Annotated in this window: 18 protein-coding genes; 14 read left to right on the forward strand and 4 right to left on the reverse strand. The window is 62.4% G+C overall.

Features of this window, described 5'->3' with window-relative positions; genetic code table 11:
* Nucleotides 1-238: 238 nt before the first annotated feature.
* The 10 genes from BLS48_RS30770 (at nucleotide 239) to bglA (ending at nucleotide 16,257) form a co-directional block, all read left to right on the forward strand.
* Nucleotides 239-1,216, forward strand: coding sequence for a sugar ABC transporter substrate-binding protein (locus tag BLS48_RS30770; protein WP_425284755.1), 978 nt, complete (start codon nucleotides 239-241; stop codon nucleotides 1,214-1,216).
* Between the two features lie 160 nt (nucleotides 1,217-1,376).
* Complete coding sequence (locus tag BLS48_RS30775; RefSeq protein ID WP_091585913.1) at nucleotides 1,377-2,438, forward strand: ABC transporter permease; 1,062 nt, start codon at nucleotides 1,377-1,379, stop codon at nucleotides 2,436-2,438.
* Nucleotides 2,435-3,217: an ATP-binding cassette domain-containing protein gene (locus tag BLS48_RS30780; protein WP_091585956.1), complete on the forward strand. Its 783-nt coding sequence runs from the start codon at nucleotides 2,435-2,437 to the stop codon at nucleotides 3,215-3,217. The genes BLS48_RS30775 and BLS48_RS30780 overlap by 4 nt, the downstream gene beginning before the upstream one ends.
* A gap of 132 nt (nucleotides 3,218-3,349) precedes the next feature.
* A complete protein-coding gene (locus tag BLS48_RS30785; protein WP_091585915.1) occupies nucleotides 3,350-5,818 on the forward strand; it encodes a glycogen/starch/alpha-glucan phosphorylase in 2,469 nt (822 codons plus the stop codon).
* Nucleotides 5,819-5,992: 174 nt separating this feature from the next.
* Complete coding sequence (gene glgB / locus BLS48_RS30795; RefSeq protein WP_091585917.1) at nucleotides 5,993-8,212, forward strand: 1,4-alpha-glucan branching protein GlgB; 2,220 nt, start codon at nucleotides 5,993-5,995, stop codon at nucleotides 8,210-8,212.
* A gap of 15 nt (nucleotides 8,213-8,227) precedes the next feature.
* The gene (gene glgC / locus BLS48_RS30800) at nucleotides 8,228-9,493 is read left to right on the forward strand and encodes a glucose-1-phosphate adenylyltransferase (RefSeq protein WP_091585919.1); all 1,266 of its coding nucleotides are present in this window, start codon (nucleotides 8,228-8,230) and stop codon (nucleotides 9,491-9,493) included.
* A 26-nt stretch (nucleotides 9,494-9,519) separates the two neighbouring features.
* Nucleotides 9,520-10,965 carry a glycogen synthase GlgA gene (glgA, locus tag BLS48_RS30805; RefSeq protein WP_091585921.1) on the forward strand — a complete coding sequence of 482 codons (1,446 nt, stop codon included), beginning with the start codon at nucleotides 9,520-9,522 and terminating at the stop codon, nucleotides 10,963-10,965.
* A gap of 3 nt (nucleotides 10,966-10,968) precedes the next feature.
* Nucleotides 10,969-12,597: an alpha-D-glucose phosphate-specific phosphoglucomutase gene (locus BLS48_RS30810; protein ID WP_091585923.1), complete on the forward strand. Its 1,629-nt coding sequence runs from the start codon at nucleotides 10,969-10,971 to the stop codon at nucleotides 12,595-12,597.
* The gene (gene glgX / locus BLS48_RS30815) at nucleotides 12,597-14,645 is read left to right on the forward strand and encodes a glycogen debranching protein GlgX (protein ID WP_091585925.1); all 2,049 of its coding nucleotides are present in this window, start codon (nucleotides 12,597-12,599) and stop codon (nucleotides 14,643-14,645) included. The genes BLS48_RS30810 and glgX overlap by 1 nt, the downstream gene beginning before the upstream one ends.
* Nucleotides 14,632-16,257, forward strand: a complete 1,626-nt coding sequence (bglA, locus tag BLS48_RS30820; protein ID WP_091585927.1) for a beta-galactosidase BglA — start codon at nucleotides 14,632-14,634, stop codon at nucleotides 16,255-16,257. The genes glgX and bglA overlap by 14 nt, the downstream gene beginning before the upstream one ends.
* Nucleotides 16,258-16,276: 19 nt before the next feature.
* Here bglA and BLS48_RS30825 read toward each other — a convergent pair whose 3' ends face one another.
* Together BLS48_RS30825 and BLS48_RS30830 are read right to left on the reverse strand one after the other, a co-directional pair.
* Entirely contained in the window at nucleotides 16,277-18,043 is a 1,767-nt protein-coding gene (locus BLS48_RS30825; protein ID WP_091585929.1) for a Tad domain-containing protein, read from the reverse strand.
* Nucleotides 18,044-18,490: a TadE/TadG family type IV pilus assembly protein gene (locus BLS48_RS30830; RefSeq protein WP_091585931.1), complete on the reverse strand. Its 447-nt coding sequence runs from the start codon at nucleotides 18,488-18,490 to the stop codon at nucleotides 18,044-18,046.
* A gap of 284 nt (nucleotides 18,491-18,774) precedes the next feature.
* Here BLS48_RS30830 and BLS48_RS30835 point away from each other — a divergent pair, with 284 nt between their 5' ends.
* From BLS48_RS30835 to BLS48_RS30850, 4 genes are all read left to right on the forward strand, one after another.
* Nucleotides 18,775-20,367, forward strand: coding sequence for a peptide ABC transporter substrate-binding protein (locus BLS48_RS30835; RefSeq protein ID WP_091585933.1), 1,593 nt, complete (start codon nucleotides 18,775-18,777; stop codon nucleotides 20,365-20,367).
* 161 nt (nucleotides 20,368-20,528) lie between these two features.
* The gene (locus BLS48_RS30840; protein ID WP_091585935.1) at nucleotides 20,529-21,452 is read left to right on the forward strand and encodes an ABC transporter permease subunit; all 924 of its coding nucleotides are present in this window, start codon (nucleotides 20,529-20,531) and stop codon (nucleotides 21,450-21,452) included.
* A complete protein-coding gene (locus BLS48_RS30845; RefSeq protein WP_091585937.1) occupies nucleotides 21,445-22,566 on the forward strand; it encodes an ABC transporter permease in 1,122 nt (373 codons plus the stop codon). Before BLS48_RS30840 ends, BLS48_RS30845 begins: the two co-directional genes overlap by 8 nt.
* Nucleotides 22,567-22,583: 17 nt before the next feature.
* Nucleotides 22,584-24,203 (forward strand): ABC transporter ATP-binding protein, encoded by a 1,620-nt coding sequence (locus tag BLS48_RS30850; RefSeq protein ID WP_091585958.1) that lies wholly within the window; start codon nucleotides 22,584-22,586, stop codon nucleotides 24,201-24,203.
* A 26-nt stretch (nucleotides 24,204-24,229) separates the two neighbouring features.
* Here BLS48_RS30850 and BLS48_RS30855 read toward each other — a convergent pair whose 3' ends face one another.
* Nucleotides 24,230-24,574 carry a hypothetical protein gene (locus BLS48_RS30855; RefSeq protein WP_091585939.1) on the reverse strand — a complete coding sequence of 115 codons (345 nt, stop codon included), beginning with the start codon at nucleotides 24,572-24,574 and terminating at the stop codon, nucleotides 24,230-24,232.
* Nucleotides 24,575-24,750: 176 nt separating this feature from the next.
* Nucleotides 24,751-24,966, reverse strand: coding sequence for a hypothetical protein (locus tag BLS48_RS30860; RefSeq protein WP_091585960.1), 216 nt, complete (start codon nucleotides 24,964-24,966; stop codon nucleotides 24,751-24,753).
* Between the last annotated feature and the right edge of the window lie 24 nt (nucleotides 24,967-24,990).

The raw sequence follows: 24,990 nt of genomic DNA on the forward strand, positions 1-24,990 counted from the left end.
TTTTGGGCCAGAATGAGTGAACGAAGCAACGCTGTCAATAATAAATAAGAGTGATTTAATTATTGACAGAGGCGTCGGTCTGGTGTCTGTTGGGACAGCGTCCACGCTGGGAGAAGTTCGTTGGATGCGCTGCAGATGCCGGTTGGCCGGCGTCCAGAATGGTTCCACTGGGAGGAAAATCGTGACCAATACAAAACTGTTGAAATCGACCGTGTTCGCCGCCGCCGCTCTGGGTCTGATGGCGTTTGCGTCTTCCGCATCCGCGGCCGGTGTTGGCGCCTGCCTGATCACCAAGACCGACACCAACCCCTTCTTCGTCAAGATGAAGGAAGGCGCCACGGCGAAAGCCAAGGAACTCGGCGTCGACCTCAAGACCTACGCCGGCAAGATCGACGGCGACAGCGAGAGCCAGGTGGCGGCGATCGAAAGCTGCATCGCCGACGGCGCCAAGGGCATCCTGATCACCGCGTCCGACACCAAGGGCATCGTGCCTACGGTGAAGAAGGCGCGTGACGCCGGCCTGCTCGTGATTGCGCTCGACACACCGCTCGATCCGATCGACGCGGCCGACGCCACCTTCGCCACCGACAATCTCGAAGCCGGCAAGCTGATCGGCGCCTGGGCCGCCGCCACGCTCGGCGACAAGGCCAAGGACGCCAAGATAGGCTTCCTCGACCTGACCCCGTCGCAGCCGACCGTGGACGTGCTGCGCGACCAGGGCTTCATGATGGGCTACGGCATCGATGTGAAGGATCCCAACAAGATCGGCGACGAGACCGATCCGCGCATCGTCGGCCACGACGTCACCAACGGCAACGAGGAAGGCGGCCGCAAGGCGATGGAGAATCTTCTGCAGAAGGACAACACCATCAACGTCATCCACACCATCAACGAGCCGGCCGCTGTCGGTGCCTACCAGGCGCTCAAGGCCGTCGGTCTCGAAAAGCAGGTGCTGATCGTCTCCGTCGACGGCGGTTGCCCCGGCGTGAAGTCGGTTAAGGAAGGCGTGATCGGCGCGACGTCGCAGCAATATCCGCTGCAGATGGCGGCCCTCGGCATCGAGGCTATCGCTGCCTTCGCCAAGGACGGAACCAAGCCGAAGCCGACCGAAGGCAAGAACTTCTTCGATACCGGCGTCAACCTGGTGACCGACAAACCGGCCAAAGGTGTGAAGTCCATCGACACCAAGGAAGGCCTCGCCAAGTGCTGGGGCTGATGCCGGTCTGACCGGCAACTAGAAAACCGAAGCGGTCGGGGCTTGATCCCCGGCCGCTTCCGGTGGACGATGGGTCGCGTGACCGCGAACAATCCCGGCGACAGACCGGAAAGGCGTGGACGGGCGTCGGCGTGTGGCTGACACCCTACGGGGAGGAAACATGGCTCAAGCTCAGGAATTCGAGAAAGTTCTATCGAGCAGCGACACAAGCGTTGCCGCTTTTGACGAGCACAAATCGGCCGTCAAGCGCATCCAGCATTTCCTGCATTCAACGCCAGCCGCGGTGCCGCTGATCGTGCTGCTTCTGGCGATCATTGTCTTCGGCATCACGATCGGAGGGCGGTTCTTTTCGTCCTACACGCTGACGCTGATCCTGCAGCAGATCGCCATCGTCGGCATCCTTGGAGCCGCGCAGACGCTGGTCATCCTGACCGCTGGCATCGACCTGTCGATTGGCGTGATCATGGTGATTTCGGCCGTGATCATGGGCAATTGCGCGGTCAGCTACGGTCTGCCGAGCGTACTGGCCGTGGCGATCGGGCTAGCCGCAGGTGCCGCCTGCGGGCTGCTCAACGGGGTGCTGGTCGCCTACATGAAGCTGCCGCCCTTCATCGTGACGCTCGGCACCTGGAACATCGTCATGGCCACGAACTTCATCTATTCGGCCAATGAGACGATCCGCGACACCGACGTCGACACCCAGGCGCCGCTGCTGCATCTGTTCGCGCTCAGCTTCAAGGTCGGCACGGCGGTGCTGACGCTCGGGGTCATTGCCACGGTCGTGCTCGTTTTGATCCTGTGGTACGTGCTCAACCACACGGCATGGGGCCGGCATGTCTACGCCGTTGGCGATGATCAGGAGGCGGCGAAGCTGTCGGGCATCCAGACCAAGAAGGTGTTGATGACGGTCTACACCCTCGCCGGCCTGATCGCTGCTTTCGCCGCCTGGGTCTCCATCGGCCGCAACGGCTCGATCTCGCCGTCAGCCGCCGTCACCGACTACAATCTGCAGGCGATCACCGCGACGGTGATTGGTGGTATTTCCCTGTTCGGCGGGCGCGGCTCGATCCTGGGCACGCTGTTTGGCGCGATGATCGTCGGCGTCGTCTCCATGGGTCTCAACATGCTGGGCGCCGATCCGCAATGGAAAGTGCTGCTCACCGGTGTGCTGATCATCGGCGCAGTGGCGATCGACCAATGGATCAGAAAGGTTTCGGCATGACCCAGGAACCCATCCTTACCGCGCGCGGTCTGGTCAAGCGCTATGGCCGCGTCACCGCTCTCGACAATGCCGACTTCGACCTTTATCCGGGCGAGATCCTTGCCGTCATAGGCGACAATGGTGCCGGCAAGTCATCGCTCATCAAGGCGATTTCCGGCGCGGCCGTGCCCGACGAAGGCGAGATCCGGCTTGAAGGCAAACCCGTCGCCTTCAGATCGCCGATGGAGGCCCGCGAAGCCGGCATCGAGACGGTCTACCAGAACCTCGCACTGTCGCCGGCGCTGTCTATCGCCGACAACATGTTCCTTGGTCGCGAGATCCGCAAACCGGGTTTTCTGGGCGACTGGCTTCGCATGCTCGACCGTCCGGCGATGGAAAAGCGCGCCCGCGACAAGCTCACCGAACTGGGCCTGATGACCATCCAGAACATCAGCCAGGCGGTGGAAACGCTGTCGGGCGGCCAGCGTCAGGGCGTGGCGGTGGCGCGCGCCGCTGCCTTCGGCAGTCGCGTGGTGATCATGGACGAACCGACTGCCGCTCTTGGCGTCAAGGAAAGCCGCCGCGTGCTTGAACTGATCCTCGACGTCAAGAAGCGTGGCCTGCCGATCGTGCTGATCTCGCACAACATGCCGCATGTCTTCGAAGTGGCCGACCGCATTCACATCCATCGGCTGGGTCGTCGCCTCTGCGTCATCGATCCCAAGCAATATACGATGTCCGATGCCGTTGCCTTCATGACCGGAGCCAAGGTTCCACCGGAGGCGGCACTGGCCGCCTGACAGCCAAATTGCCGCAGGGGCGCTTGGCTCGGTCGTTGTCTAAATCGATTGAACATACTGAAGGATGCGCTAGCATGGGCTGGGAGGATTGTTGAAAGCCGATATGATCGTGGCAACAGCACGAGAGGTAGCATGACGCGCGCGATGACATCCGAAGCCCTCCCGCCACTACTCGAAAACCCCGATCCCAAGACGCTCGCCACGGAAGTCTTGATGGCCCTCAGATATCGGGTCGGCAAGGATACCACCGTCGCGACCCAGTACGACTGGCTCACCGCCTCGATCAAGGTCGTTCGCGACCGCATCGTCGATCGCTGGATGCAGGCGACGAAAGAAGCCTACGACCAGCAGGAAAAGCGCGTCTACTATCTGTCGCTTGAGTTCCTTATCGGCCGGCTGATGCGCGACGCGTTCTCCAATCTCGGCCTGATGGACAATATGCGCGATGCGCTGTCGTCGCTCGGCGTCGATCTCGATCTGATTGCGGCACTTGAGCCGGATGCGGCACTCGGTAATGGCGGCCTCGGCCGGCTCGCCGCCTGCTTCATGGAAAGCATGGCGACCGTCAACATTCCCGCGCATGGCTACGGCATCCGCTATGCCAACGGCATGTTCCGCCAGGAGATTCACGACGGCTGGCAAGTTGAACTGCCCGAGACCTGGCTCGATCACGGCAATCCCTGGGAATTCGAACGGCGCGAACGGTCGTTCGAGGTTGGTTTCGGCGGTTCGGTGGAATCGATCACCTCGAAGGACGGCCGGCTCGAGCGCCATGTCTGGAAGCCGACCGAGCATGTCCTGGCGGTCGCTTATGATACGCCTGTCGTCGGTTGGCGGGCGAACCGGGTCAACACGCTGCGACTGTGGTCGGGCATGCCGGTCGATCCGATCCTGCTCGACAAGTTCAATGCCGGTGACCATATCGGCGCGCTTGCCGAAAGCAACAAGGCCGATGCCTTGTCGCGCGTCCTCTATCCCGCCGATTCCCACAAGGCCGGGCAGGAACTGCGGCTCAGGCAGGAGTACTTCTTCTCCACCGCGTCGCTGCAGGACATCCTGCAGCGCCACATCAGCCAGTACGGCAATCTGCAGTCGCTGCCCGACAAGGCGGCGATCCACCTCAACGACACCCATCCGGCCATCGCGGTTCCCGAACTGATGCGTCTGCTGATGGATGTCCACGGTATGGACTTCGACCAGGCCTGGGGCATCACCAAGCGCACTTTCGGCTACACCAACCATACGCTGCTGCCCGAGGCGCTGGAAAGTTGGCCGGTGCCGCTTTTCGAGCGGTTGCTGCCGCGCCATATGCAGATCGTCTACGCCATCAATGCCGAAGTGCTTTTGGAGGCGCGTGCCTCCAACCAGTTTTCGGACGAGCAGATCAGCCGCATCTCGCTGATCCAGGAAAATGGCGACCGCCGGGTGCGCATGGGCAATCTGGCTTTTGTCGGTTCGCACTCGATCAACGGTGTTTCGGCTCTTCACACCGATCTGATGAAGGAGACGGTGTTCGCCGACCTGCACAAGCTCTATCCCGATCGCATCAACAACAAGACCAACGGCATCACGCCGCGGCGCTGGCTGATCCAGTGCAACCCCGGCCTGACGGCGCTCGCCCGCGAGGCGATCGGTGACCGCTTTCTCGACGACATCGACGCCATCAAGGATCTCGATGCCTTCGCCGGCGATGCCGCCTTTCGCGACAAGTTCGCCGCCGTCAAGCGCGCCAACAAGGCGCGGCTGGCCAATCTCGTCGCCGACCGGCTCGGCATCAAGGTCGATCCTTCGGCGCTGTTCGACATCCAGATCAAGCGCATCCATGAATACAAGCGCCAGCTTCTGAACATCCTCGAGGCGATCGCGCTCTACGACCAGATCCGCTCACACCCCGAGCGCGACTGGATGCCGCGCGTGAAATTCTTCGGCGGCAAGGCGGCGCCCAGCTACCACAACGCAAAGCTGATCATCAAACTCGCCAACGATGTCGCCAGGGTCATCAACCGCGATCCGGCCGTTCGCGGTTTGCTGAAGGTGGTGTTCGTGCCGAACTACAACGTCAGCCTGGCAGAGATAATGATGCCGGCCGCTGATCTTTCCGAGCAGATCTCGACCGCCGGCATGGAGGCGTCGGGCACCGGCAACATGAAGTTCGCGCTGAATGGCGCGTTGACCATCGGCACGCTCGACGGTGCCAATGTCGAGATCAAGGAGTGCGTTGGCGACGACAACATCTTCATCTTCGGCCTGACCACCGCCGAGGTCGCAGAGCGGCGCAACAATGGTTACAATCCGCGCTCGGTCATCGAGGCTTCACCGGAGCTGTCGCAGGCGCTCGCTGCCGTCTCGTCAGGTGTCTTCTCGCCGGATGATCCGGAACGTTACCGCGACCTCATAAACGGTCTCTACGAGAGCGATTGGTTCATGGTGGCCGCCGATTTCGACGCCTATGCCGCTGCCCAACGCGAAGTCGATGCGGTCTGGCGTAACAGCCCCGACTGGTATGCCAAGGCGATCCGCAACGTCGCGCGCGTCGGCTGGTTCTCCTCGGATCGCACGATCCGCCAATATGCGAAAGAAATCTGGAACGTGCCTGTCTGATGTGATTGCATGAGGCTACGAACAATGTGGTCCGGTGCATGTCGCCCAAAAGTGTGTAGCGGTTTTGGGACAACGACATGCACAAGAACAAAGAGATGCATGTCGCCCAAAAGTGCGTAGCGGTTTTGGGGATGCACAAGAACAAGATTGGTGCCCGGGGAGGGACACTGCCTGATGAAGAAGCCGCGCGCGACCGCTGCGACAAGCGGGCCGGACGGACTGGCGCCAGCCGGCGATGTCGCGGCGATTGTTGCCGGGACGCACGGCGATCCCTTCGCGGTCCTTGGCGTCCATGAGGTCGGTAAGAGCCTGTTTGCCCGCTGCTTCGTTCCGCATGCGGAGTTCGTCACCGCCTATACGCTGACCGGCACCATCGCAGGTGAACTTTCCAGACGCGACGACCGTGGTTTCTTCGAAGGCAAGCTGTCGATCCGCAAGCGTCAGCCGCTGCGCTATCATGCCAGGAACGCCGGCGGCGACTGGTGGCTGACGGATCCCTATTCGTTCGGTCCGGTGCTCGGGCCGATGGACGACTACTACATCGCCGAGGGCTCGCATCTGAGGCTGTTCGACAAGCTCGGTGCGCATGTCATCGAGCACGAAGGCGCTTCGGGGGTGCATTTCGCCGTGTGGGCACCCAATGCAAGGCGCGTCTCGGTGGTCGGCGACTTCAACGAATGGGACGGCCGCCGGCACTCGATGCGCGACCGCCGCGATACCGGCATCTGGGAGGTGTTCATTCCCGATATAGGCGCCGGTCGGCCCTACAAATACGAGATCATCGGCCCCGACGGCGTCAGGTTGCCGCTGAAGGCCGATCCGTTCGCCTTCAAGTCCGAACTGCGGCCGGCCACGGCATCGGTGACGGCGGTGCCGCCGTCGCACCCATGGGGCGACGAGGCGCATCGCAGTTACTGGCGCAACGCCGATCCCCGCCGCGAAGCCATCTCGATCTACGAGGTCCATGCCGGCTCCTGGCAGCTTCGCGACGACGGCACCTTCCTGTCGTGGGACGAACTGGCCGACCGATTGATCCCTTATGCGGTCGAGACCGGTTTCACCCACATCGAGTTCATGCCAATCTCCGAACATCCCTATGATCCGTCCTGGGGCTACCAGACCACCGGCCTCTACGCACCGTCGGCTCGCTTCGGCGATCCGGATGGCTTTGCCCGCTTCGTCGACGGCGCTCACCGCGCCGGCATCGGCGTCATTCTCGACTGGGTGCCGGCGCATTTCCCGGTCGACGAGCACGGCCTGGTCCATTTCGACGGCACCGCGCTCTATGAGCATGCCGATCCGCGCAAGGGGTTTCATCCCGACTGGAACACTGCGATCTACAATTTCGGCCGGCGCGAGGTGGTGGCGTTCCTGGTCAACAACGCGCTGTTCTGGGCCGAGAAATACCATGTCGACGGTTTGCGCGTCGATGCGGTCGCCTCGATGCTCTACCTCGACTATTCGCGCAAGGCCGGCGAATGGATCCCCAACGAAAAGGGCGGCCGCGAAAACCTCGAGGCGGTCAGCTTCCTGCAGAAGATGAACAAGGAGGTCTACGGCCACCATCCGGGCGTCATGACCATCGCCGAGGAATCGACCTCTTGGCCGAAGGTCTCGGCACCTGTACATGAGGGCGGGCTGGGCTTCGGATTCAAGTGGAACATGGGCTTCATGCACGACACGCTGGAGTATTTCTCCAAGGAGCCGATCTTCCGCAAGCATCACCACAACGATCTCACCTTCGGTCTGACCTACGCCTTCTCGGAAAATTTCGTGCTGCCGCTCTCGCATGACGAGGTCGTGCACGGCAAAGGCACGCTGCTTGGCAAGATGGCCGGCGACGACTGGCAGAAATTCGCGACCTTGCGCGCCTACTACGGTTTCATGTGGGGTTACCCCGGCAAGAAGTTGCTGTTCATGGGGCAGGAGTTCGCGCAGCGCCGCGAATGGAGCGAGGCACGCGCGCTCGACTGGAACCTGCTTGATTTCCGACCGCATCGCGGCGTCTGGCAGACGGTGCGCGATCTCAACTATCTCTACCGTTCGCGCCCGGCGCTGCATGGCCGCGATTGCGAACCGGAAGGGTTTTCCTGGCTGATCGTCGATGACAGCCAGAATTCGGTTTTTGCCTGGCTGCGCAGCGCACCGGGCGGCAGCCCGGTGGCCGTCATTTCCAACTTCACGCCGGTGCCGCGCGACAATTATCGCGTGCCGTTGCCGACGGCCGGGAAATGGCGCGAAATCATCAACACCGACGCTTCGGAATATGGCGGCTCCGGCAAGGGCAATGGCGGCATGGTCGAGGCACGGGCGGAGGGAGGAAGCATCTCTGCGACGATGCTTTTGCCACCGCTGTCGACGATCATGCTCGAGCTCGTTGCCGAGACTGAGTAACTTGGGAGGGTAGAAATGGCAGACTTGAAACGGACCCAGCCGCTGGCGCGCGATGCCATGGCCTATGTACTGGCCGGCGGCCGCGGCAGCCGCCTCAAGGAACTGACAGACCGGCGCGCCAAGCCAGCCGTCTATTTCGGCGGCAAGACGCGCATTATCGATTTCGCGCTCTCCAATGCGCTCAACTCCGGCATCCGGCGCCTTGGCGTCGCCACCCAGTACAAGGCGCATTCGCTGATCCGCCATCTGCAGCGTGGCTGGAACTTCCTGCGGCCCGAGCGAAACGAGAGCTTCGACATCCTGCCGGCCAGCCAGCGCGTTTCGGAGACGCAATGGTACGAGGGCACGGCCGACGCCGTTTATCAGAACATCGACATCATCGAGGCCTATGGGCCGGAATACATGGTCATTCTCGCCGGCGACCACATCTACAAGATGGACTACGAGATGATGCTTCGCCAGCATGTCGACGCCAATGCCGACGTCACCGTAGGCTGCCTCGAAGTGCCGCGCATGGAAGCCACCGGCTTCGGCGTCATGCATGTCGATGGCAAGGACAACATCATCGCCTTCGTGGAAAAGCCCGCCGATCCGCCCGGCATCCCCGACAAACCGGAATTCGCCCTGGCCTCGATGGGCATCTATGTGTTCAAGACCAAGTTCCTGATGGAGCAGCTGCGCCGCGATGCGGCCGAGCCGGGCTCGAGCCGCGACTTCGGCAAGGACATCATTCCCTATATCGTCCAGCACGGTAAGGCGATCGCGCACCGCTTCGCCAAATCCTGCGTCCGCTCGACGGCCGAGAACGAGGCCTATTGGCGCGATGTCGGAACGGTCGATGCCTATTGGGAAGCCAATATCGACCTGACCGACATCACGCCGGAACTCGACCTCTATGACCGCGACTGGCCGATCTGGACCTATGCCGAATTGAAGCCACCGGCGAAGTTCGTGCATGACGAGGATGGCCGCCGCGGCTCGGCCGTCTCTTCGCTTGTCTCGGGCGACTGCATCGTCTCGGGCGCCTCGCTGAAGAGGAGCCTGATCTTTACCGGCGCGCGCATCAATTCCTATTCGACGCTGGAAGAAGTCGTCATGCTGCCCGACGTTCATGTCGGCCGGAACGCAAAGTTGAAGCGCGTGGTCATCGACCATGGTGTTAGGATACCGGAAGGGCTGGTGGTGGGCGAAGATCCCGCTCTCGACGCCAAGCGTTTTCGGGTCTCCGAGAAAGGCATCTGCCTGGTTACCCAGGACATGATCGACAAGCTGGGGCTTTAGGACAGACAGGATCGGATTGTAGGCGCATGCAGGTTCTGTCGGTCACGCCCGAGATTTTCCCGCTGATCAAGACCGGTGGGCTTGCCGACGTGACCGGCGCGTTGCCTGTCGCGCTGGCAGCCAAGGGCGTGACCATGCGCACGCTCATCCCGGGCTTTCCTACCGTGATGGCCGCCTTCAAGAAAAAGCGGGCGGTCCTGCAATACCCCTTGCTGCAGGGCGGCAAGGCTTCCGTTCATGCCGTCCAACTTGCCGGGCTTGACCTGTTCGTGCTCGACGCGCCGCATCTGTTCGACCGCCCCGGTGGTCCCTATGGCGATGCCGCCGGTGGTGACTGGCCCGACAACTGGCGGCGCTTCGCGGCGCTGAGCCAGGTGGGCGGTGACATCGCCGGTGGCGCCATCTCGGGCTATCAGCCCGACATCGTCCATGCCCATGACTGGCAGTCGGCGATGACCCTGGCCTATATGCGCTACGGCAAGGCGATCGGCGTCCCGTCAATGATGACCGTCCACAACCTCGCCTTCCAGGGCCAGTTCGGCGCCAGCATCTTTGGCGAGCTTGGCTTGCCGGCGGTTGCAATGGCGCTCGACGGCGTCGAATATTACGGTGGCGTCGGGTTCCTCAAGGCCGGCCTGCAGGCCGCCTGGGCGATCACCACGGTCAGCCCGACCTACGCGCAGGAAATCCGCTTGCCGGAATTCGGCATGGGGCTCGACGGCCTCATCAACATGCGCTCCAGCGATCTCTATGGCATCGTCAACGGCATCGATACCGGCATCTGGAACCCGGAAACCGACAAGCATCTGGTGTCGAACTACACGGGCAGGACGCTGAAGGCGCGCGCGCCAAACAGGGCCGCCGTCGAGGACCGTTTCAGCCTCGATCGCGACGACAGCCCGATCGTCTGCGTCGTCAGCCGCCTGACCTGGCAAAAGGGCATGGACATACTGGCGCTGGTGATCGATGGCATCGTTGCGACCGGCGCGCGCCTGGCCATCCTGGGTTCGGGCGATGCTGGGCTCGAAGGCGCGCTGCTTGCCGCCGCCGCTAGACACCGTGGCCGCATCGGGGTCGTCGTCGGGTATGACGAGGCACTTTCGCACATCATGCAAGGCGGCTGCGACGCCATCGTCATTCCCTCGCGCTTCGAGCCCTGTGGGCTGACGCAGCTTTACGGCCTGCGCTATGGCTGCGTGCCTGTGGTTGCCCGTACCGGCGGCCTGGCGGATACCATCATCGACGCCAACGAGGCTGCCGTCTCGGCCGGCGTCGCGACCGGCTTCCAGTTCGCGCCTAACAATGGCGGCGCCTTGCTGCACGCCATGCGCCGCCTCGTCGACGCATATGCCAGTCCGACGGTCTGGGAATCGTTGCAACGCCAAGGCATGAAGGCCGATGTGTCGTGGGACAAGAGCGCGGAAAAATACGTTGAACTCTATCGCTCGCTGCTTTTGAAAAGGGTTGCCTGAAGCATGATACGGACCGTCCCCACCAAGCCTTACTCCGACCAGAAGCCCGGTACTTCGGGCCTGCGCAAGAAGGTGCCGGTGTTCCAGCAGGAGCACTATGCCGAGAACTTCATCCAGTCGATCTTCGACGCGCTGGACGGTTTCAAGGGCAAGACACTGGTGATCGGCGGCGATGGCCGCTTCTACAACCGCGAGGTCATCCAGAAGGCGATCGCCATGGCCGCCGCAAACGGCTTCGGCAAGGTGATGGTCGGGCAGGGCGGCATATTGTCAACGCCGGCCGCCTCGCATGTCATTCGCAAATACAAGACCTTCGGCGGCATCATCCTGTCGGCCAGCCACAATCCGGGCGGCCCGCATGAAGATTTCGGCATCAAGTACAATGCCGGCAATGGCGGCCCGGCGCCGGAAAAGCTGACCGACGCGATGTTCGAAAAAACCAAGACGATTTCGAGCTTCAAGACCGCCGATATAGAACCCGTCGACATCGACACCATCGGCACGGTCAAGGCCGCTGGCATGACGGTCGAGATCATCGATCCGGTCGCCGACTACGCCGAGCTGATGGAAAGCCTGTTCGACTTCGAGGCACTGCGCAAGCTGTTCAAATCGGGCTTCCGTATGCGTTTCGATGCCATGCACGCGGTGACCGGTCCCTATGGCAAGGAAATCCTCGAAAACCGGCTTGGCGCGCCCGACGGCACCTGCCGCAATTTCAAGCCGTTGCCGGATTTCGGCGGCCATCACCCGGATCCGAACCTCGTCCATGCCAAGCATCTCTATGACGAGATGATGGGACCGGACGCGCCGGATTTCGGCGCCGCTTCCGATGGCGACGGCGACCGCAACCTGATCATCGGCAAGGGCATTTTCGTCACCCCGTCGGATTCGGTCGCCATGCTTGCCGCCAACGCTCGCCTGGCGCCCGGCTACAAGGACGGCCTGAAGGGCATCGCCCGCTCGATGCCGACCAGCGGCGCCGCCGACCGCGTCGCCCACAAGCTCGGCATCGGCATCTATGAAACGCCGACCGGCTGGAAGTTCTTCGGCAACCTGCTCGATGCCGGTATGGCGACGATCTGCGGCGAGGAGAGTGCCGGCACCGGCTCCAACCATGTCCGCGAAAAGGACGGCCTGTGGGCGGTGCTTTTGTGGCTCAACATCCTTGCCGCGCGCGGCGAAAGCTGCAAGCAGATCGTCACCGAGCACTGGGCGACTTACGGGCGCAATTACTATTCGCGCCACGACTACGAGGAGGTCGAGAGCGACCGCGCCAACGCGCTGGTCGACGAACTGCGCGCCAAGCTCGGCTCGTTGCCGGGCACCAGTGTGCGCGGCATGACAATCGCCAGCGCCGACGACTTCGCCTATCACGATCCGGTCGACGGTTCGACCAGCGAGCATCAGGGCATCAGGGTTCTGTTCGAAGGCGGTTCGCGCGTCGTCTTCCGGCTCTCCGGCACCGGCACGTCGGGCGCGACGCTGCGCGTCTATATCGAGCGCTACGAGCCGGACAAGTCGAGGCATGATCTCGACACGCAGGCCGCACTTGCCGATCTGATTGCCGCGGCCGATGATATTGCCGGGATTCGCAGCCATACCGGCCGCGCCAAGCCGAGCGTCATCACCTGATGCCACCGAGAACTGCGGCCGATCAGCGGCCGCGATTTGGCGGACTTGTTTCGGACGGTGGCATTCGCTTCGCCGCGTGGTCGCGAGCGGCAAGGCGGCTATGGGTCTCGATCTTCGACGCGCAGGGCAGTCGGGAAATCGAACGGCTTGAGCTGCAGCCGGAAGGCGAGGGCGTCCATGCGCTGTTCGTTGCGGGCCTTGGCCCCGGCACCCGCTACGGATTTCGCGCCGATGGCGACTATGCGCCGGAGCGTGGACTGTGGTTCGACCCCGACAAATTGCTGACCGATCCCTACGCCATCGAGATCGACAGGCCTTACGCCCATGATTGGCGGCTGGCCCACCGCCGGGGGGAGGGGGGCGATACCGCCCCGCTGATGCCGAAGGCGATTGCCGAGGCCTTGCCGAAACCCGTGCAGGCGTCGCCGCCGCTCTTCCGGGCCGGCGGCCTGATCTACGAAGTGCCGGTGCGCGCCTTCACCATGCGTCACCCCGACGTCCCGGAAAAGCTGCGCGGGACGGTCGCTGCCCTCGCTCATCCGGCGGTTATCGAACACCTGAAAAAACTCGGCGCAGGCGCCGTCGAACTGATGCCGGTGACGGCGTCGATCGACGAGCGGCATCTACCGCCGCTCGGGCTGCGCAACGCCTGGGGCTACAATCCCGTCACCTTCATGGCGCTCGATCCACGTCTTGCGCCGGGCGGCATCACGGAATTGCAAAACACGGTCGCCGTGCTGCGTGAAGCCGGCATCGGCGTCATCCTCGATCTCGTCTTCAACCACACCGGCGAGAGCGACAGGCTTGGCCCGACGCTGTCGCTGCGCGGCTTCGACAATCAGGCCTATTACCGGCACACATCAGACGGCAGGCTGGCCAACGACACCGGCACCGGCAACACGATCGCTTGCGACCACCCTGTCGTTCAGGAAATGATCATCGACGCTCTTCGCCATTTTGTTCGTGATGCCGGCGTCGATGGCTTCCGCTTCGACCTGGCACCCATTCTGGGGCGGGTCGAGGGAACATTCGAGGCCGAGGCGCCGCTGTTGAAAGCGATGCGGCAGGACGCGCTGCTGGCCGACCGCGTGCTGATCGCCGAGCCCTGGGACATTGGTCCGGATGGCTACCAGCTCGGCAATTTCCCGCCGCCCTTCCTCGAATGGAACGACAAGTACCGCGACGATGTCAGGCGCTTCTGGCGCGGTGACGCCGGCATGGTCGGCGCATTGGCGACACGGCTTGCCGGGTCGTCCGATGTGTTTGCCAAGGCAGGCCAACACACCAGCCGCAGCGTCAATTTCATTGCCGCCCATGACGGCATGACGCTGGCCGACACCGTGCGTTACGAGCGCAAGCACAACGAGGCCAATGGCGAGCAGAACCGCGATGGTCACAATGAGAACCTGTCATGGAACAATGGCGTGGAGGGCGGCACGGACGACCCTGCCGTATCGGCGGCCCGCCTGAACGATCACCACTCGTTGCTTGCCACGCTGTTTGCCTCGCGCGGCACCATCATGCTGACCGCCGGTGACGAATTCGGCCGCACCCAGCACGGCAACAACAACGCCTATGCGCAGGACAATGAGATCACCTGGCTCGACTGGGTCGGGCGCGACCTGGCGCTGGAGCGCTACACGTCGCGGCTCGCGGCGTTGCGCCGCGCGGTGCCCGCGCTTTCCGACACTCGCTTCCTCAACGGCCAGCCGCCGGCAGGTTCAGGGACGCCAGACGTCGCATGGCTGACCGAGACAGGCGCGCCGCTCGACGAACAGAGCTGGCAGGACCCGCAGAGGCATCGTCTGGTCATGATCCTGGGTGGCACCGCCGATGACGCGCGCCGCCTCGCGGTGGTCATCAACGGCGATCGCCGGGCCTGCATGTTCACGCTGCCCGGGCGCGAAGGGTTTTTCTGGGCACCAGCCCTCGAAACAGGCGAGGCGGTTGACATCTCGCGGCCGGTATCGGGGCGGACAGTGATCTTCATGATCGAACGAGCGGCCGTACAGGTTGGGTCGAGGGAGAAACGCAATGGCGGCAGGTGACAGGTCCGAATGGTGGCGTGGCTGCGTCATCTACCAGATCTATCCGCGCTCCTTCCAGGATACGACCGGCGACGGCAGTGGCGATCTGCGCGGCGTCACATCGAGGCTGGCTCATGTCGCCTCGCTTGGCGTCGACGCCATCTGGCTGTCGCCCTTCTTCAAATCACCGATGGCCGACATGGGCTACGACGTGTCGGATTACTGCGATGTCGATCCAATGTTCGGCACATTGGAGGACTTCGACGCGATGATCGCCGAGGCGCACCGCCTCGGGCTGAAGATCATCATCGACCAGGTGCTGTCGCATTCATCCGACAAGCACGACTGGTTTGTCGAAAGCCGCGCCAGCCGCGACAATCCCAAGGCCGACTGGTATGTCTGGGCCGATACGAAGCCGGATGGCGGCGCCCCCAACAACTGGCTTTCCGTCTTCGGTGGCCCGGCCTGGGAGTGGGACTCGACCCGCCGGCAATATTACATGCACAATTTTCTCGCCTCTCAGCCGGATTTGAATTTACACAATCCGGAGGTTCAGGACGCGCTTCTGGAAACGGTGCGCTTCTGGCTGCAGCGCGGCGTCGACGGCTTCCGGCTCGATACGGTCAACTACTATGTCCACGACCTCTGGCTGCGCAGCAATCCGCCCCTGGCGTCGAGCGTCGCCGGCACCAACAACGAGACCAACACCTACCTCTACCAGGAGCATCTGTTCGACAAGACGCAGCCGGAGAACCTGGCGTTCCTTCGTCGCTTCAGGGCGCTGCTCGATGAGTACGAGGACCGCGCCGCCGTTGGTGAGATCGGCGATGAAGGCCGCTCATTGCAGACGCTTGCCGCCTACACGTCCGGCGGCGACAAGCTCCATATGTGCTACACCTTCGATCTGCTTGGCCCGCAGTTCTCTGCGGCGCATGTGCGTGGCTGCGTCGAAGCCTTCGAGGCGGCCGTTTCCGATGGCTGGGTCTGCTGGGCATTCTCCAATCACGACGTGGTGCGCCATGTCACCCGTTGGACACGGCCAGACGGCGACCCCGACGTGGTCGCAAGATTCTCGATCATGCTGCTGTGCTGCCTGCGCGGATCGATCTGCCTCTACGAGGGCGAGGAACTCGGCCTGGAGGAGGCCGAACTCGCTTTCGAGGACTTGCGCGATCCCGTCGGCATCCGCTTCTGGCCAGGCGTCAAGGGCAGGGATGGTTGCCGCACGCCGATGGTCTGGGAGGCCGGCGCCGACAATGCGGGGTTCTCTACCGGCAAGCCATGGCTGCCTGTACCGGCCAGCCATCGCGCCCGCGCGGTCGACGTCCAGAATACCGACATCACCTCGGTGCTCACGTTTTATCGGGCCGCGCTGGCTTTGCGCCGAGAGCATGAGGCATTGATAACAGGCTCGATCCGCTTTCTCGAAGCCGAGGGTGACGTGCTCGCCTTCATCCGCGAAGGTGGTGGTGAAAGACTGCTTTGCGTCTTCAATTTCGCCGGGGTGCCGGCCAATTGGCCGCTGCCGCGGGATATCGGGTCGCTCGCAAGGCTTGGCGGCGATGCCGCTGTCGTCGACGCGACCGAGCTTTCGTTGCCCGCGCTCGGTTGCTTTCTTGGCCGACTTGACTGATCTGGCGTCTCGGCCGTCTTTACTGGACGAGCACCGAGCGTCCGCAGGTCGCGCCGGTGACGCGCACATCGGCCTGTCCGACTCCGACGCCCAGCGCTGAAAGCACATTGTAGAGCAGGTCGTCGACCGGCGCCGTCACACCGTTCAGCAGGGCCACAACTGCCGGCTTGACCGTTCCGAGCAGGGCGGTCAGATCGATCCCGAGACCAAGCGCGTTGACCGAAAGCGACAGGTTGTTGACCAGCGACGTGGTGAGCGATTGCGAGATGTTTCGCGTCGAAACGGTCTTGACCGTCTTGTTGGCGATGTCGGTCGCGTTGAAGGTCAGCGTCGTCGGGCTGTTGTTGGTGATCGCGGTCGCGGCCGAACCCATCACCTGTATCAGCGGAATGTTGATCAGCAGCAGCTTGAGGCTCACATCCGCGATCTCGGCGTCGGTGAATGACTGCGGCTGGCTGAAGTCGCCGAAGCCCGAGGTGTTGCTGTTGGCCAGATGCAGCGAGGCAATGCCTGGGTGCGCGGCGATCGAAACCTTGATGCTGGAGGGCCCCGTCGGACACGTGATGTCGGTCAGTTTCGCTTCGGCATAGGCGACTTCCACATTGAGCGGCAGATTGACGGCCAGCAGGCTGATGCCGCCGCCGAGACCGGGCGTACCGACACCGACGGAGGCCAACAGCTTGATGCGCGTCTGGGCGGTGCGCACGACGGTGCCGATCTCGCCGACCGACAGCCATGGCGAGAATTGTGCAGGTTCGCCGATAGCGATGGTGAGTTTGGTGGAAAGGAGCCCCGGGATGGTGGCGCCAAGATCGACCTGAGCCTGGTTGGTGCCGTTGGCCAGCACGGCGGCGGCGGTCAGCATTCCCATGGCGCTTGCGTCGACCCCAAGGCCGGCTGGCCTTTGCCCGAGGCCCAGACTGCCGACCGAGCCGAGATCGACAAGGCTGCTGAGCGGGATCTTGACCGTACTGGTCGACTTGGACGCGATCGTCTGCAGGGCGACCTTGGCCGTATTGCCAAGTCCAGGCACGTTGGCCATGGCGGTGGCGATCTGGCCGACGGTCGCCTTCGATGCCAGAACATCCGAATAGGTACCGCCGGTCACGTTCAATTGGGTGGCAAGGGCATCTACAAAGGACAGGACACTGACATCGGCCGAGATCAACCCGTTGTAGTCCATGACGCTCAGCGAGATGTTACCGCCGAGAAGTCCGCTGAGAAGCGCGTTGAGGATGCCGCCATTGACGCTGAGAAGTCTTGACCCGACCGAGAATGTCGCCTGCGGTGTCATGCTCGCGGTGGCCTCGGTGCCGATGACGGGCGTGGGGATCAACGAACTCGCGAAATAGCGGGCAGGAATTTTCTTCAGAGTGACATGCACCGCGTTGTAAGGCGTCACGCCGGCTTGGAAACGCTGGCTCACATTGACGGTTGATGTGGCGTATCGCCCGGGCGTGACCGTCACCACGGTTTTCCCGACAGCCGCGGGAATGGTCTGCCCCGAACCTTGAACGACGACGCCTGGCATGCCGTTGTCCGTGAGCGTCGTGACGACGGCGGCCTGGATGTTGGTAATGTTCGAGGCAGCGGTGATCGCCGCCAGGTCGACCATCGCCTGAGCTTCCCGGCGCTCGGTATAGATCGAGGCTTCGTCGATGGCTACCGCGGCCAGCGCCAGCGCCACCGGCGCGCTCAATGCCGTCATGACGGCAAAATTCGCTTTCTTGTCGCCGAGCATCAACCGTGCAAGCCGGACAATCCCCTTGCGTTCACGCAGCAGCATTCAGATGCCCCCGACCCTTATCGTTGACTGGCGCGAGATCGTGGTCCCGGGCATGGCCAGGCCTGGGAAGAGGTTCCAGATCGGCAGGTTTCGGGCATCGTACTGGATGGAAACCACGAATTGGCTTCCGTCGGCCGTGCTGTCATTGGCCTGATAGGTCAGCTTGCTGGCATCCACGAAGGGATATCCGCCGGCGTTGTTGGTGACGAAGCTGGCTACCAGCGTCTGTCGCTCTGTCTGATTCATGCCGGCAATGGCCGTCCGGGCAGCGTCGGCCGCGATCTGCTGGATCGAGTTTGCCGCACCGAAATAGATGCCGTACGCAACCATTCCGAGCAGGAGCAGAATAAAGAGCGGCGAGAGCAGTGCGAATTCGACCGCGGAAGTTCCCGACATGTCTGTCCGGAATTGGCGCCTTTGGATCTTGAGAATGAGGTTCTGAACCATGTGCTGAGCATGCCAAAGTTCGAATGCAAAAAGCGAAAACTCTAGGTGCAACCTGCGGGTGCGTTCGATTGAAAAGCTGGGCTAATTTAGCTGTTGCTACTTTGGATTCTGAATATTGACTTAAGGTCAACCAGTACTCGGTTGACAACAGCTTACCTCCTGTCTAGTCTCCTGCCATCAGCCGCAGGAAGGGAACCAGCGGCGCGCTCAAAGGGGCCAGATATCGGCGCCGGGGCGTCAACACGTGAAGGCGCGCCGACGGCAGCGCCGACAGGGAGAACTTCATGCTGAAAAACATGCTGAAGGCGACGGTGTTCGCCACAACCATGGCTGCGGCCGCCGGCGCGTTTTACACGCCGGCTTTCGCCGAGAGCGTCTATAACAGGGGCACTGCCGCCGAATCGGAATCGGTCGATCCGCACAAGACCTCGACGGTGTATGAAGCCAATGTCTTGCGTGACCTGTTCCAGGGACTGGTCATGCAGGATGCGAAGGCAAACCTCATTCCGGGCGCCGCGGAAAGCTGGACGGTTTCCGATGACGGCACCGTCTATACGTTCAAGCTGCGCAAGGACGGCGTCTGGTCGGATGGCAGCCCGGTGACGGCCGAAGACTTCGTCTACGCTTTCCATAGGCTGGAAGATCCGGCGACCGGCGCCGAATACGCGTCCATGCTCTATCCCGTGAAGAACGCCGAGGAAGTCAACACCAAGAAGGGTAAGCCGGAGGATATGGGTGTCAAGGCGATCGACGCCACCACTCTGGAGGTGACGCTCAAGGCGCCAACGCCTTACTTCCTGGAGATGCTGACCCACCAGGCGACCTATCCGGTCAGCAAGGCCTCCATCGAAAAGCTCGGCGCCGATTGGATCAAGCCGGGCAATCTGGTTTCGAACGGTGCCTATACGCTGGCCGAATGGGTCCCCAACGACCACATGAAGCTGGTCAAGAATCCGAAATTCTGGGACGCCGCGAGCGTCAAGTTCGACGTTGTCAACTACATCCCGACCGAAGACCGCTCATCGGCGATGAAGCGCTTCGAGGCCGGCGAACTCGACAGCTACGACGATCTCCCGACAGAGCAGCTCGCCGACCTCAAGACCAAGTTTGGCGATCAGATTCACGTCGGACCATACCTCGGCACCTACTATTATGCGATCAAGACCGACAAGGCGCCGTGGAACAACCCTGAACTGCGCAACGCCATCTCGATGGCGATCGACCGCGATTTCATCGCCGAAAAGGTCTGGCAGAACTCGATGCTGCCCGGCTATTCGATGGTGCCTCCCGGCATCGAGGGCTACACGCCGGCGATGGCCAAGTATGCCGACACGCCGCAGATCGACCGCGAGGACGCAGCCAAGAAGATCCTCGAGAAACTCGGCTACACGCCAGAGCACCCGCTGAAGATGGAGATCCGCTACAACACCTCGGAAAACCACAAGAACACCGCGGTCGCCATCCAGGAACAGTTGAAGCCGCTTGGCGTCGACGTCACGCTGCTCAACACCGACACCAAGACCCACTACTCCTTCCTTGAACAGAAGGGCGACTATGACGTGGCGCGTGCCGCCTGGATTGCCGACTACAAGGATCCGGAGACCTTCCTCGGCATCTCGCGCAAGGCGAGCGGCAACAACTATTCGAACTACAACAGCCCGCAATATGAGGCGGCCATGGACAAGGCCGCCGCCGCCGGCGGCAAGCCCGAAGAGCGCATGAAGGAACTCTCCGAGGCCGAGCGCATCCTCGTCGACGATGTCGGCCAGATCCCGCTTCTCTACTACAGCTACCACGATATCGTTTCCTCGAAGCTGCACGGCTTCGTCGACAACGTGATGGACGTGCATCCGTCCCGCTTCGTCAGCAAGGACTGATCCCTGGCCAAGCCGCCGCGCACCGAGTGCGCGGCGGTGCTGGTTTGCCATCGCATCGGCCCGGGAAGCGGAATCGATTTTCGGAACGTTCGGTGCGAAGATTGAAGGCTGGAGCGTACGTGTCCAACTGGACGCGTTGCTCTGGATCAAGCGGGGCACCTATGCTGCGATATGTATTCCGGCGGCTTCTGACCGCCATTCCGACGCTGTTCGTCATCGTGACCATGGCGTTCTTCCTGATGCGCGTCGCGCCAGGAGGGCCATTCAACCAGGAGCGAGGGCTGAGCCCCGAGATCAGGGCCAATCTCGAAGCCCAGTTCGGCCTCAACGATCCGCTCTGGCTGCAATTTGTCCACTATCTCGGCAACCTGCTGCGCGGCAATTTCGGCCCGAGCTACAACATGCCGGATTTCACCGTCACCGAACTGTTTGCCAAGGGCCTGCCCATTTCGGTCCAGCTCGGTGCATCGGCGCTGATCCTGGCGCTGCTGCTCGGCAGCGTGCTTGGCACCATTGCCGCGCTCAACCAGAACAAGGTCGGCGACTATACGGTGATTGCACTGGCGACCGCCGGCAGCACCATCCCCACTTTCGTCATCGCGCCGGTGATCCAGCTGCTGTTCGGGCTAACCTGGAAGCTGCTGCCGATCGGCGGCTGGGGTGATGGCGCTTTCATCAACAAGGTCGGCCCGGTGCTGACGCTTGCCTTGCCGCAGATCGCCATCGTCGCCCGCCTGATGCGCGGCTCGATGATCGAATCGCTGCGCTCCCATCATATCCGCACGGCCCGCGCGCTCGGCCTCTCCGACTGGTCGGTGGTGGTCAAGCACGCGCTGCGCGGCGCGATCCTGCCGATCGTCTCTTTCACGGGCCCGGCAGCCGCGGCACTGCTGACTGGCTCGGTCATCGTCGAGACGATCTTCTCCATTCCAGGCGTCGGCCGTTATTTCGTCGATGCCGCGCTCAACCGCGACTACACGCTGGTGATGGGAACGGTGGTGGTGATCGCCATCTTCACCATCGTCTTCAACCTGATCGTCGACGTCATGTACGCGGTCGTCGACCCGAGGGTGCGCTATGACTGACATCGCAGCCACAGCTCCCGCCGTCGTTGGCCGCTCCCTGTGGGGCGACGCCTGGGCGCGCCTCAAGGCCAATCGCGCCGCCATGTTCAGCCTCTATTACCTTGCGCTGATCGGTGTCGTCAGCGTGTTCGGGCCCTGGTTCGTGCCGCATCAGTATACGACCATCTATGCCGACTATGTGCGCATGCCGCCGAGCCTTTCGGCCTATCCGAAGCCCGACATGATCGAGACGGCGCTTACCGAGGCGATCAAGCGCATGCGGGTCGACATCAAGGAGTGGCATCAGGAAGGCAATCAGGTCTTCGTCACCGTCAAGTCGACCAAGCCGATCGACGACCGCAATATCCGTTATCTCGACCGCTCCGATGCCTTTGACGACACCAAGATCGAGAGCAAGTCGCCGGACGGCCTCGAAGTGACGATGAGTGCGTCGATCAAGCAGCAGTACTTCCTGTTCGGCACCGACAACACCGGCCGCGATCTCCTCTCGCGCACACTGATGGCTGGGCGCATATCGCTGGCCATCGGCCTGCTTGCCGGCGTCGTGGCGGTGGTGATCGGCGTGCTCTATGGCGCCGCGGCCGGCTTTGCCGGCGGCAAGGTCGACGAGGTGATGATGCGCATCGTCGACGTACTCTATTCGCTGCCCTTTATCTTCTTCGTCATCATGCTGGTGGTGTTCTTCGGTCGCAACTTCGTGCTGATGTTCCTGGCCGTCGGAGCCGTGCTGTGGCTCGATATGGCGCGTATCGTGCGCGGCCAGGCGCTGTCGATCCGCCGCCAGGAATATGTCCAGGCGGCGGAGGCGATGGGCGTCGGCCAGCGTGGCATCCTGATCCGCCATGTCATCCCCAACCTGCTCGGCCCGGTGGTGATCTACATGACGCTGCTGGTGCCGCAGGTCATCATCCTGGAAAGCTTCCTGTCGTTCCTTGGCCTCGGCGTGCAGGAACCGATGACCAGCTGGGGCGTGCTGATTTCGGTCGGCGCCAAGAACATCGGCACCGCCAACTGGCTGCTCCTGTTTCCCGCCTTCTTCCTCGTCTCGACGCTGTTCGCCCTGAACTTTATCGGCGACGGCCTGCGCGACGCGCTTGACCCGAGAGATCGATAAAGATGGGGATCGCTGACATGGCTGCTTCTGAAACGATCCTCAGCGTCAGGGACCTGCGCGTCCGCTTCCGCACGCTCGATGGCGCGGTTGAGGCGGTGAAGGGCATCAACATCCACATCAACGCGGGCGAGACAGTGGCCGTGGTCGGCGAATCCGGGTCCGGCAAGAGCCAGACGATGATGGCGGCGATGAGCCTTCTGGCCTCGAATGGCGAAGCCACCGGCAGTGTCGACTACCGCGGCCGCAACCTTCTGACATTGAGCAAATCCGAGCTGAACAAGGTACGCGGCGCCAAGATCAGCATGATCTTCCAGGAGCCGATGACCTCGCTCGACCCGCTCTATTCGATCGGCAACCAGCTGATCGAACCGATCCGCCGGCACCGCGGGCTGGGTGCGGCCGAGGCGCATGAGGAGGCGCTAAAGCTGCTGCGGCTTGTGCATATTCCGGATCCCGAGCGGCGGATGAAATCCTATCCGCACGAGATGTCCGGCGGCCAGCGGCAGCGCGTCATGATCGCCATGGCGCTCGCCAACGACCCCGACATATTGATCGCGGACGAGCCGACAACGGCGCTCGACGTGACCATCCAGGCGCAGATCCTGATGCTTCTGGCCGAATTGCAGCGCAAGCTCGGCATGGCAATCGTCTTCATCACGCACGATCTCGGCATTGTTCGCCGCTTCGCCGACCGGGTCTATGTCATGCGTCAGGGCGAGGTTGTCGAGGAGGGTGAGGCGGAAGCCATCTTCGTCAACCCCCAACATGCCTACACCAAGATGCTGCTGGCGGCCGAGCCGACTGGCCGCAAGGCGGCACCGCCCGCCAACGCGCCCGTGCTGCTCGAAGGCAGGAATGTCGAAGTAACCTTCAGGATCGGCGGCGGTTTTCTCGCCGGCGAGCCGCTGATGCTGCGTGCTGTTGACCACATCTCGATCCGGCTGCAACGCAACCAGACCATCGGCATTGTCGGTGAATCCGGCTCGGGCAAATCGACGCTCGGCCGCGCCCTGCTGCGGCTGTTGCCGAGCGACGGCCTCATCCGTTTCGGCGATCGCGACATTTCGACTGCCGACCGACAGGCGATGCGGCCGCTGCGGCGCGAGATGCAACTCGTCTTCCAGGATCCGTTCGGCTCGCTGTCACCGCGTATGACCGTCGGCCAGGTCGTCACGGAAGGGCTTCTGGTGCACGAGCCGAACCTTTCGGGCAAGCAGCGCGATCAACGCGCGGTCGAGGCATTGCGCGAAGTCGGCCTCGATCCCAACGCACGCAACCGCTACCCGCATGAATTTTCGGGCGGGCAACGGCAACGCATCGCCATCGCGCGGGCCATGATCCTGAAGCCCAAGCTGGTGGTGCTGGACGAGCCGACCTCGGCGCTTGACCGCTCGGTACAGAAACAGATCGTCGAATTGCTGCGCAAACTGCAGACTGACCACGAACTGTCCTACCTGTTTATCAGCCACGATCTTTCGGTGGTGCGCGCCATGGCCGACTACATCATCGTCATGAAGCAGGGCAAGATCGTCGAGGAGGGGCCGACCGAGGCTATCTTCAGCAATCCGCAGCACGTTTACACGCAGACGCTGATGGCCGCGGCGATCGATGTGACGCGGTTTCGGCTGAGTGCCTGAACGCCGCCAGGCACCCAGGCAGCGCCTCAGTCCGTTGACTTCGCGCACTTTCGTGCGCGCACGCTGACAATGGCGTCTTGCTGCCGCTTGAGCTTGTCGATCCTGGCCGTTTCACGATTTGCTACGGCAGTCTTCACGCGAGACCCACCCAGCAGCCAGTTTGGAACGCTGGTGTTTGCGACCTTGCCGCGAGTGATTGCGGTTTGCGAGATGTCGCGGGCGATGCTTCCCAGCGCGCTGTTGAGCTCGGTGCAGCTCATGCTTTCATATTTCGCTGGATCGACGGTTTTTCCGATCGATGAGCAGCCCGCAACGAGAAGCAGCGCAACTATCAGAACCGGGCGTGAGGCTGTCGTTGAAGTCAGAGTCATGTCCGCATTCCGGCATCGCCAGTTTCAATGGCTGCATCATAGCCATCGAACTACCTAGAGCCGACGGCCATTTTCGTCAAAGTTTGCGGATGTGATGGAACCCACGCTGAGTGGAGACCATGGCGGCCGAACACGGGTTTCTGAATGCAGGAACGCTCTATTGTTCGCGTGGTCGCTCAGGGCGTTTTCTTCTCCAGCAGCGTGTCGGCAACGAAAGATACGGCGATCAGGTCGTCGCCATCAATTCGGCCCTGGCCGCTCTCCATGATGGCAGCGACTTTCTGGAAGGTCTTCATTTCACCCTCTGTAATCCGGGCTTCCTGCATCCTGGCCTTGAGGTCAGCCACGCGCATTCCCAAGGCATGGGATCTTGGAGTCTCACGGTTCGACATGGTCATGCTCATCCATTTCATTTG

Origin of the sequence: Mesorhizobium qingshengii (assembly GCF_900103325.1) — a bacterium.
GTDB classification, from domain to species: domain Bacteria; phylum Pseudomonadota; class Alphaproteobacteria; order Rhizobiales; family Rhizobiaceae; genus Mesorhizobium; species Mesorhizobium qingshengii.